General features: G+C 38.7%; 12 protein-coding genes. 2 read left to right on the top strand and 10 right to left on the bottom strand.

The genetic code is table 11. From position 1 onward, the window contains the following. Positions 1 to 104: 104 nt before the first annotated feature. The 3 genes from B1NLA3E_RS09060 to B1NLA3E_RS09050 all read right to left on the bottom strand — a co-directional run bounded on the left by B1NLA3E_RS09060 (position 105) and on the right by B1NLA3E_RS09050 (position 4166). Positions 105 to 1310 carry an MFS transporter gene (locus tag B1NLA3E_RS09060; RefSeq protein WP_015593542.1) on the bottom strand — a complete coding sequence of 402 codons (1206 nt, stop codon included), beginning with the start codon at positions 1308 to 1310 and terminating at the stop codon, positions 105 to 107. Between the two features lie 146 nt (positions 1311 to 1456). Then, a complete protein-coding gene (gene ald, locus B1NLA3E_RS09055; protein WP_015593541.1) occupies positions 1457 to 2590 on the bottom strand; it encodes an alanine dehydrogenase in 1134 nt (377 codons plus the stop codon). Between the two features lie 250 nt (positions 2591 to 2840). After that, positions 2841 to 4166, bottom strand: coding sequence for an aminotransferase family protein (locus B1NLA3E_RS09050; RefSeq protein WP_015593540.1), 1326 nt, complete (start codon positions 4164 to 4166; stop codon positions 2841 to 2843). Positions 4167 to 4416: 250 nt separating this feature from the next. Here B1NLA3E_RS09050 and B1NLA3E_RS09045 point away from each other — a divergent pair, with 250 nt between their 5' ends. Both B1NLA3E_RS09045 and rpoN read left to right on the top strand, forming a co-directional pair. Further along, complete coding sequence (locus B1NLA3E_RS09045; RefSeq protein WP_015593539.1) at positions 4417 to 5811, top strand: sigma-54 interaction domain-containing protein; 1395 nt, start codon at positions 4417 to 4419, stop codon at positions 5809 to 5811. Between the two features lie 173 nt (positions 5812 to 5984). After that, entirely contained in the window at positions 5985 to 7310 is a 1326-nt protein-coding gene (gene rpoN, locus B1NLA3E_RS09040) for an RNA polymerase factor sigma-54 (RefSeq protein ID WP_015593538.1), read from the top strand. Positions 7311 to 7353: 43 nt separating this feature from the next. Here rpoN and B1NLA3E_RS09035 read toward each other — a convergent pair whose 3' ends face one another. The 7 genes from B1NLA3E_RS09035 to cysI form a co-directional block, all read right to left on the bottom strand. Beyond that, positions 7354 to 8787, bottom strand: a complete 1434-nt coding sequence (locus B1NLA3E_RS09035; protein WP_015593537.1) for an NAD-dependent succinate-semialdehyde dehydrogenase — start codon at positions 8785 to 8787, stop codon at positions 7354 to 7356. Between the two features lie 46 nt (positions 8788 to 8833). Next, positions 8834 to 9697: an amino acid ABC transporter ATP-binding protein gene (locus tag B1NLA3E_RS09030; RefSeq protein ID WP_015593536.1), complete on the bottom strand. Its 864-nt coding sequence runs from the start codon at positions 9695 to 9697 to the stop codon at positions 8834 to 8836. After that, the gene (locus B1NLA3E_RS09025; RefSeq protein WP_236619620.1) at positions 9690 to 10406 is read right to left on the bottom strand and encodes an amino acid ABC transporter permease; all 717 of its coding nucleotides are present in this window, start codon (positions 10404 to 10406) and stop codon (positions 9690 to 9692) included. The genes B1NLA3E_RS09030 and B1NLA3E_RS09025 overlap by 8 nt, the downstream gene beginning before the upstream one ends. Before the next feature lie 73 nt (positions 10407 to 10479). Next, the gene (locus tag B1NLA3E_RS09020) at positions 10480 to 11328 is read right to left on the bottom strand and encodes a substrate-binding periplasmic protein (RefSeq protein ID WP_015593534.1); all 849 of its coding nucleotides are present in this window, start codon (positions 11326 to 11328) and stop codon (positions 10480 to 10482) included. 294 nt (positions 11329 to 11622) lie between these two features. After that, positions 11623 to 12756 carry an alanine dehydrogenase gene (gene ald, locus B1NLA3E_RS09015; RefSeq protein ID WP_015593533.1) on the bottom strand — a complete coding sequence of 378 codons (1134 nt, stop codon included), beginning with the start codon at positions 12754 to 12756 and terminating at the stop codon, positions 11623 to 11625. 235 nt (positions 12757 to 12991) lie between these two features. Next, on the bottom strand, positions 12992 to 14326 hold the full coding sequence (locus B1NLA3E_RS09010; protein ID WP_015593532.1) for an aminotransferase family protein: 1335 nt from the start codon (positions 14324 to 14326) through the stop codon (positions 12992 to 12994). A gap of 273 nt (positions 14327 to 14599) precedes the next feature. Further along, on the bottom strand, positions 14600 to 16318 hold the full coding sequence (cysI, locus tag B1NLA3E_RS09005) for an assimilatory sulfite reductase (NADPH) hemoprotein subunit (protein WP_015593531.1): 1719 nt from the start codon (positions 16316 to 16318) through the stop codon (positions 14600 to 14602). Between the last annotated feature and the right edge of the window lie 5 nt (positions 16319 to 16323).

Raw genomic sequence — 16323 nt, 5'->3', positions numbered from 1 at the left:
TTCAGCCTTTCCCTCTTCCATTCTTTAATTTGTTCTAATTAGAGGTTAGCATTAATTTTCTGAATATACTAACGTTGTGTTAGGTTATCTAACATACATTTTATTTACTGGTCAAATGTCAGAACCGATTGCTGCTGTTTTTGCCCTGTTTTTCTTCCATATAATAAAAAATATAATAGGATACAGGCGATAACTACCATAGCTGCAATAACATACACTCCTCTAAAACCAGTTACTGGAATGAAATACCCTAATAAAAAGGGCCCAATTCCAATTCCTCCATCTAGGAAAACAAAGAAGGTTGAGGTAGCCAATCCGATCCGGTGACGTGGTGATACTTGAACTGAAATCGCTTGGGCACTGGACATGAAAGTTCCAAACCCGAGACCGATGAAAGCCGCAGATAATAAGAAGAAGAATCCTTGATGAGCCTGACTAAGAATCATTAGTCCGATTGCAAATGAGAGGAACGCTGGATACATAACAAAACTTTTCCCTTTTTTATCAAACCAAACTCCAGTGAATGGTCTTGAAACTATAATGAAAAATGCATAAACGATAAAGAAAAAACTACCCTCATAAACTAGATTAATTTCTCTCGTATAGGATGTAAGGAAGCTCAAAATAGCCGAAAAGCTAAAGCCCATCAATGCACTAATAATAGAAATAGGTAAAGCTTTTAATTCAAAAACATCATTTAGCTTAAACCCTTTCATTTTGGCTAATTGCTCTTTTCCTCCTTCTATTTTTGGAACTTTTAAAAAGAATGAAGCCAGGCAACAACCGATTAAAACAATCGTGCACATTACGAAAATTAAGCTAAAGTTTCCATACCGTGTGAGGAAAATGCCTAAAAAAGGACCAATTGCGGAAGCTAGTGTTGTACTCAATGCATAATAACCTGTACCCTCTCCTCGTCGCTCATCAGGAATAATTGACGAAATAATCGTTCCTGTTGCGGTAGAAGCAACGCCAAACCCTGCCCCATTTAAAAAACGAACAACAAAAAGGAAGCTTAAACTGTTAGCGATAAAATATAAAAGGGTTGTACAAAAGAACAAGAATAGACCAAAATACAGCATCTTTTTTAGCCCCACTCGTTCGCTTGATCTACCGGCAAACAGCCGGCCCACCATAGCACCTATGATGAAAATACCTGATGCTAGCCCCGCCCCACTTGGTGAGGCTTGAAAATGGTCGATTGCGTAGACGGTTATGATCAACATTAATAAATAATAGGTTAAGTAAATAAAAAAGTTTGCCAGTGAATCTATTAAAAAGTCCTTTGTCCATAATCTGGGTTTATTCATCTTTTTTTGCCTTCTTGATCATAGGTTTCCTCTCCTTGTCAAAATTGCCTACAAGCTACTAACCATCAGACCTCGCAGTTAGGATAAATAAAGCGGCATGAGTTTAGTGGAGCACCCAACTCATGCCGTAAACCAATCTGGTACTTTTATACAGTAGCCATACCAGTGGTTAATAGCTTCTCAATAGGGGTGTAGAGATAGCCATGCGCTACAGCCACACCTTCAAAAGTTACTTTTCCATCGATTACATTGATTCCAGACGCTATAGCTTTATTTTCTAATGCAGCTTGTTTGTAGCCTTTGTTAGCAATTTGAACACCATATGGGACCGTAACATTTGTCAGGGCAATAGTAGATGTTCGTGCCACTGCGCCTGGAATATTGGCAACCGCATAATGAATTACACCGTGTTTTTCATAAGTTGGTTGACTGTGTGTGGTAATATGATCAATCGTCTCGATTGATCCTCCTTGGTCGATTGCAACATCGACTACAACAGAACCCGTTTGCATGGTTTTAATCATCTCTTCTGTAACAATTCTAGGTGCCCGAGCTCCAGGAATCAGCACAGCACCAATTAATAAATCAGCTTTTTTCACTGCTGCAGCAATATTATAAGAATTAGAGATTTGTGTTGTTAATCTTCCTTGAAACATATCATCCAATTGGCGAAGTCGGTCAATATTTGTATCCAACACCGTGACATTTGCCCCTAAACCAAGGGCCATTTTAACGGCATTCGTTCCGACAATACCGCCTCCAACAACCGTTACTTCTGCCGGAGCTACTCCTGGAACACCACCAAGTAAGACACCTTTTCCGCCTTTATGTTTTTCTAAATATTGTGCCCCGATTTGGACCGACATTCTTCCGGCTACTTCACTCATTGGTGTTAACAATGGGAGGGCGCCATTTTGGAGTTGAATGGTTTCATAAGCAATGGCCGTCACTTTATTTTCAATAAGTGCTTTTGTTAATTCTGCTTCTGGAGCAAGATGCAGGTAGGTAAATAGAATCAACCCTTCACGAAAGTATTGATATTCTGAAGGTAGTGGCTCTTTCACTTTCATGACCATTTCTTGTGACCAAACTTCTGTGGCTGATGAGACAATCGTTGCTCCAGCTTCTGTAAAATCTAGATCAGTAAAACCACTACCTAAACCAGCTCCTTTTTCAATCCAGATTTCATGACCATTTTTCACAAAATCAGTTACCCCAGCTGGTGTTATTCCTACACGATTTTCATTATTTTTTATTTCTTTCGGTACGCCAATAATCATATGATCCACTCCCATTTCTTATTTTTATAGAATAAAAGGTTTATATTTTAGGCTGTGTTAAATTAGAATGTTGATTTCCGCTCCATGTGCTCGCTTTCCGCGGGGCGGGCGGTGAGCCTCCTCGGCGCTAAGCGCCTGCGGGGTCTCACCTGTCCCGCTGCTCCCGCAGGAGTCGAGCACCTTCCGCTCCAATCAAATTGTGCAAAAAAATCAACAATGAGCTTTAACACAGCCATATTTTAAAAAAATATTATAAAATTTCTTGTTCTACAGCGGTTAATGATTCATCTAATATGTCCATCATCGTTTCCATTTCTTCTTTATTAATGATTAACGGTGGTGCAAATACGAGAGTATCTTGATCAAACGTAACAGGTCTAATAATCAAGCCTCGTTTTGCTGCTTCAGCGACAAGTTTGGGCGAAATTGGAATTTCAAACCCTTCCCCCGTTTTCTTATCTTTGACAATTTGCATGCCGCCGATCAAACCAAGTGCTCTAACATCACCGACGATCTCGTGCTTTTCTTGTAGATATTTAAAGCCCTTCAGCATTTCTTCACCCATAAGTCTTGAGTTTTCAACTAAATTTTCGCGTTCAATGATTTCAATGTTTTTTAAGGCCACACTACAAGCAGTTGGATGACCACTGTACGTATAACCGTGTAATAAAGTCCCGTTAGAGAGATTAATAAAATCTTTGTAGACTTTCTCGGAAATAATCACACCACCTAATTGTGAATAACCACTCGTAACCCCTTTAGCAAAACACATCATGTCTGGTGTAACCCCATAATGTTCGATTCCAAACAGCTTGCCCGTTCTCCCAAACCCTGTAATCACTTCATCGGTAATCATTAAAATACAGTATTGATCACAAATCTTTCTAACTTCTTGAAAATAACCACTCGGAGCAATATTCACACCACCAGCTCCTTGAATGGGTTCGGTAATAAATGCGGCAATCGTTTCAGGACCCTCTTGTTCAATAACTTCAAGCAAAGCTTCAATTGAAGAACCTTCAACATGATAAAAATCTGGTGCAATAGAATTTGTGAAATCGCGGAATGGTTTTAACCCAGTTGCACTTGTTGCTCCCATGGCAACCCCATGATAGGACTTTGAACGAGAGATAATTTTTTGACGGTTTGATTGACCCTTTAAAATCCAATAATGGCGAGCAAGTTTAATCACTGTATCATTTGATTCCGATCCACCTGAGGTGAAGAACACTGAATTTAAATCACCAGGAGCTATCGAAGCAAGCTTTGTCGCTAAGCGGATGGCTGGCTCATTGCTAAAGGTTGAAAAACAAGAGGAAAATGCCAGCTTCGACATTTGTTCTTGGGCAACTTTTGCCAATTCCTCCCTGCCATGTCCAATATTCACATTCCAAAGCGATGACATTCCATCAATGACTTTTTTTCCGGTAATATCAGTTAAATAAATTCCTTTTCCTTCAGTAAAAATAAAGCTAGGACCATTCTCTTGTTGTTGGGAAATGGAAGACGTTGGATGAATAAAGTGCTTTTTATCCAGTTCATTTAATTCTTGTACCACTGGAACTTCTTTTAACATATAAAACACAACCTCTCGATTTAAATATTTTGTTTTACTAAACATAGTAGCAACATTCATGCCAAAAATTTATAGTGAAAAAACCAGACTTTTTAATAGCTAAATGACGAAATTGATTCATTTTTAAATCAAAACCTTCAAATCACGATTCATTTATTGATTATTTAGACAAAAATGATTTATATTTAAATCAACAATTGCGTTTTTAACTTATTTTAATATTCAAAATAAAAACGAAAGGAGAAAATCAATGAATATTTCCATTGCTAATAAGATTTTAGATACGATCATTGAAACATCGAATAACAATATAACCATTGCCGATGACAAAGGCTATATTTTACATTCCAATCCAAATCATTGGTCTCTATATGGAATTACTCCTGATCAATATAAAGGAAAAACGGTATATCAGCTCCAAGATGAGGGAGTTCTTTCGCCTTCCATTACAGCGATGGTCTTAAAGGAACACAAGGAATTAAAGATCATGCAGAATACTACGACTGGAAAAATCATCATGACGAGTGGTTATCCGATCTTCAACGATGACGGAAAGCTAATCCTTGTGATCAGCTATTCCCAAGATCAAACCGAGATTAGCAATCTACAAAATCAATATGAACAATTAGAAAGGAAACTGAAAGGGTACCAAGCAGAGGTTGAAGAGCTTCGTGGAAAGGAAGGAATTCTTTATCGAAATAAAGAAATGCATCAAATCGTAAAAACGATTCAACGAGTCGCCAAAACAGATGCCACAGTGTTGATATTAGGGGAATCAGGGGTAGGGAAAAGTATGTTTGCACGCGAACTTCACAATCAAAGTGATCGCAAAAAAGAGCCCTTTATCGAAGTAAACTGCAGCACAATCCCAGAAAGTTTGTTTGAAGCAGAAATGTTTGGCTATGAAGCTGGCTCATTTACAGGTGCCCAAAAGCAAGGAAAAACAGGACTGATTGAAGAAGCTGATAACGGAACTTTATTCTTAGATGAAATTGGCGAACTCCCATTAGCCATTCAGGTTAAATTATTAAAAGTATTACAGGAAAAAAAGTTTATGAGAATTGGTGGTACTAAGGAGCGACATGTTGATTTCCGATTAGTGACAGCGACCAATCAAAATTTAGAGGAAATGGTCCAAAAGGGTAGTTTTCGACTGGATTTGTATTACCGATTAAATGTTATTCCACTTTTCATCCCACCTTTACGTGATCGTAAAGAAGATATAACCTTCTTAATCAATCATTATATAGAATTAATTAACCAGAAATATAAAACAAGAAAAAGACTACATTCGTCTACATATGATATCTTGATTCAATACGGGTGGCCTGGGAATGTGCGTGAATTGGAGAATTTAATTGAAAGATTGATTTTGATCAGCGAGGAAACGAATATTCTTCCGAGTTCACTCCCTTCTTCTATTCTAGGCCAAAGCCAAACTGAAGATAAAGAAGCGACCTTGGTCATTGAACAAACTATTAATGATGAAGACCAAGACCTTAAAACTGTTTTAGAAAAAGTGGAGAAATATATGTTTTCGAGAGCCAGTAAACAATGTAAAACAACCTACGAAATGGCTAAACTACTTGGCATTAGCCAACCTTCCGTTATTCGCAAGCTCAAAAAATATAAAGATATGCTCTAGCATTTTCCTGATCCTTTTAAAGTACCTGCTAAAATTAGCAGGTTTTTTTGCGTAATTTATTGTCAGATAATCTAACATGTTCCTTGAACATTTTTAAAATAAGGATAATATTAAGTCATTGAAAAAATATTCTAATAATTAAAATAAAAACATTGTAGAGAATAGGTGAAATAATGGCATTAGGAATGGACTTACTTCAAAAACAAACCTTAAAACTGACTTTAACCCCAGAACTACGCCAATCCATTAATATTTTACAATTTTCGTCACTTGAACTTGTTGATTTCTTACATCAACAAACAGTCGAAAACCCTGTCTTAGTGGTACGCGATCATTCGAGAGATGATTTTGGTAAGCGTCATGACAGTAAAACTTCATATGGTTATCAAACGAGAGATAGCGATTTTAATCCAATCCAACATTGCACGGATTCAAAAATTACACTTGAAAATCATTTAGTGGAACAAGTCATGACCATTCCAAACATTACTCCAATACAGATTAACATAATGAAATTTCTCATTGGAAATTTAAATCAGCATGGTTTTTTGGAAATAGAACCAGCTATAACTGCTCGGATATTTTCCGTACAGCTTGAAGAGATAGAGAAAGTCATTAAAATGTTACAATCGCTTGATCCCATTGGTGTTGGAGCCAGAAATTTAGCCGACTGCCTGCTTATTCAGATACGTTCTCAATCCCACCCACATCCACTTGCTTTTGAAATGATTAGTCATCACTTAGAAGATTTAGCAGCAAAACATTTTCAGAAAATCGCCAAAGTTTTCAATGTCTCTGTAACGGAAGTTCAAGAAGCGGCGGATTATATTAAAACGCTTAACCCTCGTCCATGTATTGAGTTTCATCATGAAATGACACATTATATAATCCCTGACGTCATTGTGAGGAAGATAAAAAATGAATATGTTACCATCGTAAATGATCGTATGGTGCCAGATCTTTCTATTACCCATTTTCATCATTTAAATCAAGAGGATATGAAAAGTGCCGAGGATTTTTTAAAAGAAAAGTATCAGGAAGCAATGATTTTAATGAATGGAATGGCGCAAAGAAAACAAACTCTTTATAGGGTAACAAAGGCAATTGTTGACAGTCAGAAGGATTTTCTAGAGAAAGGGATGAGTGGATTAAAGCCCATGACATTGAAGGACATTTCTGAACAGCTCGGTTACCATGAATCGACAATCAGCCGTGCCACCAGTAATAAATATATTCAAACTCCACATGGTCTTTTTAAGCTTAAAAGTTTGTTTACAACCGGGATCAGCCGATCAAATTGCCTTGAAACCGATTCTTCGGCAAGCGTTAAGGAAACGATTAAGGAATTGATTGATAAAGAAAATAAACTTAAACCATGGTCAGATCAAAAATTGGTTCTCATGTTAGAGCAAAATGGCATCCTCATTTCCCGCCGGACGGTTGCTAAATATCGGGAGGAAATCGGAATCCCCGGTTCTTCTAAACGAAAGAGATATTAAAACGCCAAGGAACCTTGGCGTTTTGTCCTGCTACTATTTTCATTTAACTAAGCGAAATTGAAATGAATTTTGTTTCCAGGAATTCCTCGATTCCGTGGTGACCTCCTTCGCGGCCTAACCCGCTTTGCTTAAAGCCACCGAACGGTGCTTGGGCGACGGACGGAACACCGTCATTTAATCCGATAATTCCATATTCCAACCCTTCGCTAACTTGAATCGCTTTGCTTAAATTTTGGGTAAACACATAGGCTGCCAATCCAAATGGAGTGTGATTGGCTCTTTTGATCACTTCTTCTGTGGTCTTAAAAGTAGCGATGGGTGCCAGTGGACCAAATGTTTCTTCATTCATACATTGCATGTCATCGGTCGCATTCATTAATACAGTTGGTTCAAAGAAATAGCCTCCATTCAAGGAAAGCTTGTTCCCCCCCGTTATAACCTTTCCACCCTTGTTGAGGCAATCTGAAATATGGTTTTCCATTTTCTTAATGGCTCTCTCATCAATAAGCGGTCCAATAGTTGTCCCAGCCTCTAATCCATCTCCAATTTTCAGCTCTTTTACTGCATCAATATATTTTTCGGAAAAAGTAGCCACAATCGATTCTTGAACATAAATCCTGTTGGCACATACACAGGTTTGACCAGCATTTCTAAATTTAGAAGCGATCGCTTCCTTAACCGCTTTGTCAATATCGGCATCTTCGAACACAACCAAAGGGGCATGGCCACCCAGTTCAAGTGATATTTTTTTCACGGTATCAGCAGCACCACGCATTAAGGTTTTTCCAACTTCTGTTGATCCAGTAAAAGTTATTTTTCGAACTCGATCATCCTGAAGCCATGCTTCACCTATCGCCTTGGCGTCACCGGTAATAACATTAAATACCCCTTTTGGAATGCCTGCTTTTTCCGCCAACTCTGCTAATTTCAATGCAGTAAGCGGGGTTAATTCTGCAGGTTTTACCACTACGGTACACCCTGCAGCCAAGGCAGGCGCTACTTTCCTCGTTATCATCGCAGCCGGAAAATTCCAAGGGGTTATGGCTGCCACCACGCCGACTGGCTGCTTTAATACAACTATCCGTTTATGCTCATGTGAGGCGGGAATGGTTTCACCATAAATCCTTTTTCCCTCTTCTGCATACCAGGAGATAAAGCTATTTCCATAAACGACTTCGCCAATCGCTTCTTTTAATGGCTTCCCTTGTTCACGAGTCATAATTTTTCCGATGACTTCTTTTTCCTCATCAATTAATTTGTACCATTGGAGTAATCGTTCGGCCCGCTCATTTGCAGTTTTTCTCGACCAAGTTGATAATGCCTCATATGCGTCTTCCACTGCACGCTTTGCTTCAGCTGCTCCACCTTTTGGTACATAAGCAATGACTTCACCATTCGCTGGATTAATTACCGGAAACACTGACCCCTCTACAGCATTGTTCAATTCATCGTTTAAAGAATCTAATTTAGTTGTCATTTCATTTCTCCTATCCATAATAAATTTTTCTGATAGATAAGTATTTTTACAGATTGGAAGTTTCTTCTTTTAAGTAAGTCGGGATCCTCCCTATGTCTTTTCTTTTTTCTATTCCAGTTGAATATTTCTCATTTAAATAGTTTCCTGCCAATGCTTCAGGATGCTCTACCTTATTAATGAATGCTCTTGTTCGCTCATGCTTAGGAAAGTGAAACAACTGCTTTGGATGCCCTTCCTCAACAATCACTCCGTTATCCATAAAAATGACACGGTCACCAACATCTTCAGCGAATCTCATTTCATGGGTCACAATGACCATGGTCATGCCTTCATTTGCAAGTTCTTTCATGACATTTAATACTTCCCCAACTAATTCTGGATCAAGTGCAGAGGTTGCCTCATCAAAAAGTAATACTTTTGGTTCCATCGCCAGCGCCCTAGCAATAGCGACACGCTGCTGTTGCCCTCCTGATAGTTGGCTTGGATAATGATTCATTCTATCAATTAAACCAACTTTTCTTAAATACCTTTCTGCCGTTTTTCTAGCTTCTTCTGTCGATTTTTTCCTTATTTTTATTTGAGCTGCCATAACATTCTGTAATGCCGTCATCGTTGGGAACAGGTTAAATCTTTGAAAGACCATTCCGATTTCTGTCCGAAGTTTTGCCACATGTTTCTCATTATACTTTTTCTTAGGCTCTACGAAGAATTCTCCTTCTACTTTGACAGAGCCTGCAGTAGGTATTTCCAGAAAGTTCAGACATCTCAATAAAGTCGACTTCCCTGAACCAGATGGTCCTATAATAACGATTTTTTCCCCTTTATAAACTTTAAAGTCGATTCCTTTTAATATGTCATTAGCTCCAAACGATTTGTGTAAACCGGTAACATCGACCATCACCTCATGCATGTTTTACTAACCTCCGTTCCAATAAACGAATTATTTGAGCCAATGGTAAACTTATTATTAAGTAAGCCAAAGCCAAAAGTGAATAAGACTCAATGGTTAAAAACGTTTGCGAAGCATAGGATTGTGTCCGTAATAACAACTCATTTACGGTAATAAACGCTAACAATGATGTATCTTTTATCATCATCACAAGATAATTACCCAAAACAGGAACAGATGATCTGGTGGCTTGTGGCATAATAATCGACCACATCGATTGACGTTTTGTGTAGCCTAAAGCTAATGCTGCTTCGTTCTGCCCTCTATCTACATTCAAAATAGAAGATCGAATAACTTCAGATAAATAACAGCCGTAATTCATTCCTAGTCCTAACATACCAGCGAGAAATGGACTAATCGTAAATTGAAAACCAGGGTTCCATATTTGAAATAGTAATGTTAGGAGTAGTGGGACAACATAATACATATAGACTAATTGAACAAGCAATGGGGTCCCTCGAACAATCTCTAATACAATAACCAATACACCATTTAATAACTTTGATTTTGAAATCCGTCCAAGTGCTATTAAAACACCAATAACTATCGCTAACGCAAAACCGCTTACAGTTGCTTTTAAAGCAATCCACATCCCCTCTAAGAGGATGGGTAAAAGATCTGAAAATGCCGTATAAAAATCTAAAGCATTGATAATGTTCAATTGAAACACCTCTTTTCAATATTTTCGATAAAATCATTCAAGTTAGTACTCTTTTGTTTTTAGACTGTTGGTTTAGACTAATTTATTCATTTGTCGGAACATAGTAATCTTCATTTAAGCCATATTTTTTCAATACTTTTAAAATAAAGCCTTCCTTCTTCAATTCTGCTAATTCCTTGTTAATAGCTTCAACCAGTGTCTTGTCTTCCTTACGAGCTGCAGAAGCGATTTTACCTGTTGCTTGTGCTTTATATGGAGTGACAATTTTTAAATTCAATGATGGATCCTTTGTAATGCTATAGGCTGCTACGACACCATCAGTCATAGTCGCATCGATCTTTCCAGTATTAGTAGCCAGTAGTAAATCCGCGGATGATCCAAAAATATCAACCCTTCCAATTTTACCTTGCTTTTCTAGATCTTGGGCCAATTCTAAAAATGTTACCCCTTTTTGTCCTCCAACTACTTTATCTTTTAAATCATTAATTCCCTTAATAGATGAATCTTTTGGGACAATCAGTGCCTCCCCTTGCTTGTACCAAATATCAGTGAACTGAACGATTTTCTCTCTTTCCGGTTTTCTGTACATTCCATCCGTAACAAGGTCAATGTTATGATTATTTAATTCGAGTAATAAATTCTCAAACTTAACCTCTCTCATCTCAACTTTTGGAATTCCTAATCGTTTTGCTACTTCCTTAATAATATCAGCATCAATCCCAGTGAATTCCTTGGTATCCTTATCAATAAAAGCGAATGGAGCGTCATTGGATGCACCAACAACTAAAACACCTTTTTCTTTAGCTGTTTCCAAAGTGTCCTTTTTTTCTGCAGTTGCACTGCTAGAATTGGTTTTACTACTGCTTCCACAACCTGCGAGAAGAGATGAAATGAGCGTAACAATCATAATAAATGAAACTATTTTTTTCATTTAAATTCCTCCAATTTAAGTGTTTTTCGCCAAAATGTTTCGAAAGGAAGTTCTCTTTAAAGAATATCATGAATTTTCTGAATATATCAATATTTTATTGGACTTGTGAAAAAACATTTTTTGTTGAAGCCTTGATACACCATAGTGTATGCGCTTTCATATAATGTCGTTGGTTTTGGCGATTAGATATCGGAGATAAACATTATTCTGAGAAGTTGAGTGGAATATAAGGCATGAGTCATGTGGAGTACCCAAACTCATGCCAAGATACAAATTTAGACATTTGCTATTTTTTTAAACATTAACAATTTCATTTGTTAAAAGTTCCTCGATTGGGATGTATGAGTAGCCATGAGCTTTAGCCACAGCTTCATAGGTTATTTTCCCTTTGATTACATTAATACCCGAGGCGATCGTCTTATTTTCTAACGCAGCTTGTTGATAGCCTTTGTTAGCAATTTGAACGCCATATGGTACAGTAACATTAGTCAATGCGATAGTTGATGTTCGGGCGACTGCACCTGGAATATTTGCTACCGCATAATGAAGCACACCATATTTTTCATAAGTGGGTTGACTATGAGTGGTAATGTGATCAATTGTCTCGATTGAACCCCCTTGGTCGATTGCAACATCAACGACAACTGAACCTGGTTGCATGGTTTTAATCATTTCTTCTGTAACAATTCTAGGGGCACGGGCTCCAGGGATCAGAACAGCGCCAATTAATAAATCTGCTTTTTTAACGGATGCTGCAATATTATAAGAATTAGAGATCTGAGTGGTCAGTCTTCCTTGGAACATATCATCTAGTTGGCGAAGTCTGTCAACATTTGTATCTAGAACCGTAACATTTGCTCCTAAGCCAATTGCCATTTTTGCCGCATTGGTTCCAACTATACCGCCACCTACTATGGCAACTTCTGCTGGGGACACCCCTGGTACGCCTCCAAGTAAGACCCCTTTTCCACCTTTATGTTTTTCTAAATATTGTGCCCCTATTTGAACGGACATTCTTCCTGCTACCTCACTCATTGGTGTTAATAATGGAAGGGAGCCATTTTGGAGTTGAATAGTTTCATAAGCGATTGCTATTACTTTATTCTTAACAAGTGCCTCTGTTAACTCAGGTTCCGGAGCAAGATGCAGATAGGTAAATAGAATCAAGCCTTCACGAAAATATTGATATTCTGAAGGAAGCGGCTCTTTCACTTTCATGACCATGTTTTGCGACCATGCTTCTTGAGCAGAATGAACAATCGTCGCACCTGCTTTTGTAAAATCTTGATCAGTAAAACCACTGCCTAAACCTGCTCCTGATTCAATCCAGATTTCATGACCATTTTTCACAAAATCAGTTACCCCAGCTGGTGTGATTCCGACACGATTTTCATTGTTTTTAATTTCCTTGGGTATCCCAATAATCATAAAATCCACTCCCTTATCATTATTTTGATTTTTAAATAAAGGCTATCTTAAACTAGAATGTTGATTTCCGCTCCAGGCGCTTCGCTTTCCGCGGGGCGGGCGGTGAGCCTCCTCGGCGCTTAAGCGCCTGTGGGGTCTCACCTGTCCCGCTGCTCCCGCAGGAGTCTTCGCGCCTTCCACTCCAATCAACATTGAGCTTTAACACAGCCTAAATAAAAAGGTTCATATTAATCTATTAAAAGGCTGATAAAACTTCTTGCTCGACTGCTGAAATTGTCTCATCTAATATATCTATCATTAAATTAATTTCATCTTTGTTAATATTAAGTGGCGGGGCAAATACAAGTGTATCTTGATCAAAGGTTACAGATCGAACAATCAACCCACGTTTCGCTGCTTCAGCAACAAGTTTCGGTGAAATTTGATTTTCAAACCTTTCTCCAGTCTTGTTATTTTTGACAATTTCAATGCCACCAATCAGACCTAAAGCTCTTACCTCTCCAACAATCTGGTGTTTGTCCTGTAGAAATTTAAAACCCTTTAACATTTCTTCGCCCATAAGTCTGGAATTCTCAACTAAATTTTCACGTTCAATGATTTCAATATTTTTTAAGGCAACACTACATGCCGTCGCATGGCCACTATATGTGTAACCATGTAAAAGTGTATCCCTAGAGTGTTCAATAAAATCTTTGTGAATCTTGTCAGAAAGGATTACCCCTCCTAATTGGGCATATCCACTAGTTACACCTTTTGCGAAACACATCATATCAGGGCTAACCCCATAATGTTCCATTCCGAAAAATTTCCCAGTTCTCCCAAACCCTGTAATGACTTCATCGGCAATCATTAAAATACCGTATTCATTACATATTTTTCTTACTTCCTCAAAATAGCCTTTTGGAGCAATATTCACGCCACCTGCTCCTTGAACGGGTTCGCTAATAAAAGCAGCAATCGTTTCGGGACCTTCTTTTTCAATTTCTTCACGTAATGCTTCGACCGAGGAACCCTCTACGTAATAAAAGTCTGGTGAAATGGAATTTGTAAAATCACGGAAGGGTTTTAAGCCCGTTGCACTTGTAGCTCCCATAGCTACCCCATGATAGGACTTGGAACGAGAGATAATTTTTTGACGATTAGGCTGTCCTTTTAATATCCAATAATGGCGAGCAAGTTTAAATGCTGTATCATTTGATTCCGACCCACCTGAAGTAAAGAAAACGGCATTCAAATCACCAGGAGCTATCGAGGCAAGCTTAGCTGCTAAACGAATAGCAGGTTCATTGCTGAAAGTAGCAAAACATGAGGTAAACGCGAGCTTCGTCATTTGCTCTTGAGCAACTTGTGCAATCTCCTCTCTTCCGTGACCAATATTTACATTCCAAAGCGAGGACATCCCATCAATGACTTTTTTTCCGGAAATATCAGTAAGGTAAATTCCTTTTCCTTCTGTAAAAATAAACCTAGGGCCGTTCTCTTGTTGTTGCGAAATTGAAGATGTCGGATGTAAAAAGTGTTTTTTATCCAACTCCATTAATTCTTTGCCCACCTTAACTTCTTTTAACATCGTAAAACACAACCTTTCCTGATAATTTTTGTATTAATAAATGAAGTTGCAAGTTTCATGCCAAAATTTTTTAGCGTATAATCACGATTAAAAATGGCCTAATTAAAAAAACAATTCATTTCTGAATCAAATTGTGGTATTTCCGATTCGTTTTCGGATTAATTCTTCTATTTTGATTTATTATTGAATCAAACAAAAGGAAATTTTATTATTATTGTCCCTGGGCAAAAAAAAAAAGACAGGAGTAATTTAATCCTGTCTCCAACATTTTTATTAATGATGAAAATTCGTACCATCGGTGGTAGCTTCAATAATCCCCGCCCGTATGACAAAATCACCAAAGTGTTCGCCTTCCTGCCGTTCCTTGGCGAAGCGAGAAAAAAGCACATTTAATTCACTTAAAATAGCCTCTTCCCCGATGTTCTCTCGATACATTTTGCTTAAGCGACTACCGTCAAAAGCCGCCCCTAAGTACATGTTGTATTTACCAGGAGCTTTGCCGATAAAACCGATTTCTCCGAGGGCTGGACGTGCACAACCGTTTGGACAGCCCGTCATGCGAATGGTAATTTCGTCATCCCTCAGCCCATTTGCATCGACAATTGCCTCAATCTTCTCGAGGAGTTCAGGCAAATAACGCTCTGCTTCGGCCATTGCCAATCCGCATGTTGGAAGGGCAACACATGCCAATGAATTGCGACGGAGTGCTGTATATTGCATTCCATCTGTTAAACCGTATTTTTCGATTAATTCGTTAATTTTTTTCTTTTTCTGACTTGATACATTAGCGATAATCAGGTTCTGATTTCCCGTCAACCGGAAATCTCCAGTATGGATTTTAGCGATTTCTCGCAAGCCGGTCATCAGCTTGTAACCATCAAAATCTGCGATACGGCCCCCTTGGATAAACAGCGTTAAATGCCATTTGCCTTGGACACCTTTCACCCACCCGTATCGGTCACCGTTATGGTCAAAATGAAAAGTCCTAGCTTCATCAAGTCTCCAGCCAAGTCTGTTTTCTAGTTCCGTTTTGACCGTTTCCAGTCCAAGTCGATCAACCGTGTACTTAAAACGTGCGTTTTTTCGGACGGAACGGTTCCCGTAATCGCGCTGAATCGTTATTACTTTTTCCGCCACATCATAAATTTTCTCTGGCGTGCAAAAGCCGATTACTTTTGCTAGCTGTGGGTAGGTCGCCTTATCGCCATGCGTCATCCCCATACCGCCGCCAATTGCCACGTTAAAACCGATTAATTTCCCATTCTCTACAATCGCAATTAAGCCCAGATCCTGGGAAAAAACATCTATATCATTCGATGGGGGAACGGTGATACCAATTTTAAACTTCCTTGGTAAATAAAGCGGTCCGTACATTGGTTCTACATCTTCGATTTCTGGTGTACCTGCCACTTTTTCTTCATCTAGCCAAATTTCATGATAGGCCCTTGTCCGTGGCAGTAAATCATCGCTTAATTTTTTCGCCCAACCATAAACTTCAGAATGAATTTCAGATTGATAGGGGTTCGGGTTGCACATTACGTTTCGATTCACATCTCCACAGGCGGCGATTGTGTCCATAAGGGATGCATGAATTTCCTGAATGGTATTTTTCATATTCCATTTTAAAATACCATGCATTTGAAACGTCATCCTAGTTGTCAATTTTAAAGTACCATTCCCGTTTCTTTGGGCAAGGTCATCCATGGCAAGCCACTGATTGGGTGTAGCAACACCACCGGGGAGACGAACGCGCAACATGAATTGGTAAGCTGGTTCTAGTTTTTGCTTTTGCCGCTCATTGCGGAGGTCGCGATTATCCTGCAGGTAGCTACCGTGATGTTTCATCAGGCGATTGTCGTCTTCGGGGATGCCAGCACTAAGGCGATCCAGCATCACTTCCTTAAGAGTCCCGCGCAAAAAGTTACTTCTTTCTTTTATTCCCTCAACATCACTTGGTGGGCCGTCTGGTGCTGTTAATTTTGTGTTCACCATGGCGA

This window comes from Bacillus sp. 1NLA3E (genome assembly GCF_000242895.2).
GTDB lineage: Bacteria > Bacillota > Bacilli > Bacillales > Cytobacillaceae > Bacillus_BU.
The sequence above is the reverse complement of the archived record's forward strand: the minus strand, read 5'-3'. Positions and strand labels throughout refer to the sequence as shown.

What these genes read in the sequence shown, in the direction of transcription:
- B1NLA3E_RS09010 (WP_015593532.1), bottom strand. Translation starts at nt 14,326, where the DNA reads ATGTTAAAAGAAGTTAAGGTGGGCAAAGAATTAATGGAGTTGGATAAA.
- B1NLA3E_RS09020 (WP_015593534.1), bottom strand. Translation starts at nt 11,328, where the DNA reads ATGAAAAAAATAGTTTCATTTATTATGATTGTTACGCTCATTTCATCT.
- ald (WP_015593541.1), bottom strand. Translation starts at nt 2,590, where the DNA reads ATGATTATTGGCGTACCGAAAGAAATAAAAAATAATGAAAATCGTGTA.
- cysI (WP_015593531.1), bottom strand. Translation starts at nt 16,318, where the DNA reads ATGGTGAACACAAAATTAACAGCACCAGACGGCCCACCAAGTGATGTT.
- B1NLA3E_RS09030 (WP_015593536.1), bottom strand. Translation starts at nt 9,697, where the DNA reads ATGCATGAGGTGATGGTCGATGTTACCGGTTTACACAAATCGTTTGGA.
- B1NLA3E_RS09050 (WP_015593540.1), bottom strand. Translation starts at nt 4,166, where the DNA reads ATGTTAAAAGAAGTTCCAGTGGTACAAGAATTAAATGAACTGGATAAA.
- B1NLA3E_RS09045 (WP_015593539.1), top strand. Translation starts at nt 4,417, where the DNA reads ATGAATATTTCCATTGCTAATAAGATTTTAGATACGATCATTGAAACA.
- ald (WP_015593533.1), bottom strand. Translation starts at nt 12,756, where the DNA reads ATGATTATTGGGATACCCAAGGAAATTAAAAACAATGAAAATCGTGTC.
- rpoN (WP_015593538.1), top strand. Translation starts at nt 5,985, where the DNA reads ATGGCATTAGGAATGGACTTACTTCAAAAACAAACCTTAAAACTGACT.
- B1NLA3E_RS09035 (WP_015593537.1), bottom strand. Translation starts at nt 8,787, where the DNA reads ATGACAACTAAATTAGATTCTTTAAACGATGAATTGAACAATGCTGTA.
- B1NLA3E_RS09060 (WP_015593542.1), bottom strand. Translation starts at nt 1,310, where the DNA reads ATGAATAAACCCAGATTATGGACAAAGGACTTTTTAATAGATTCACTG.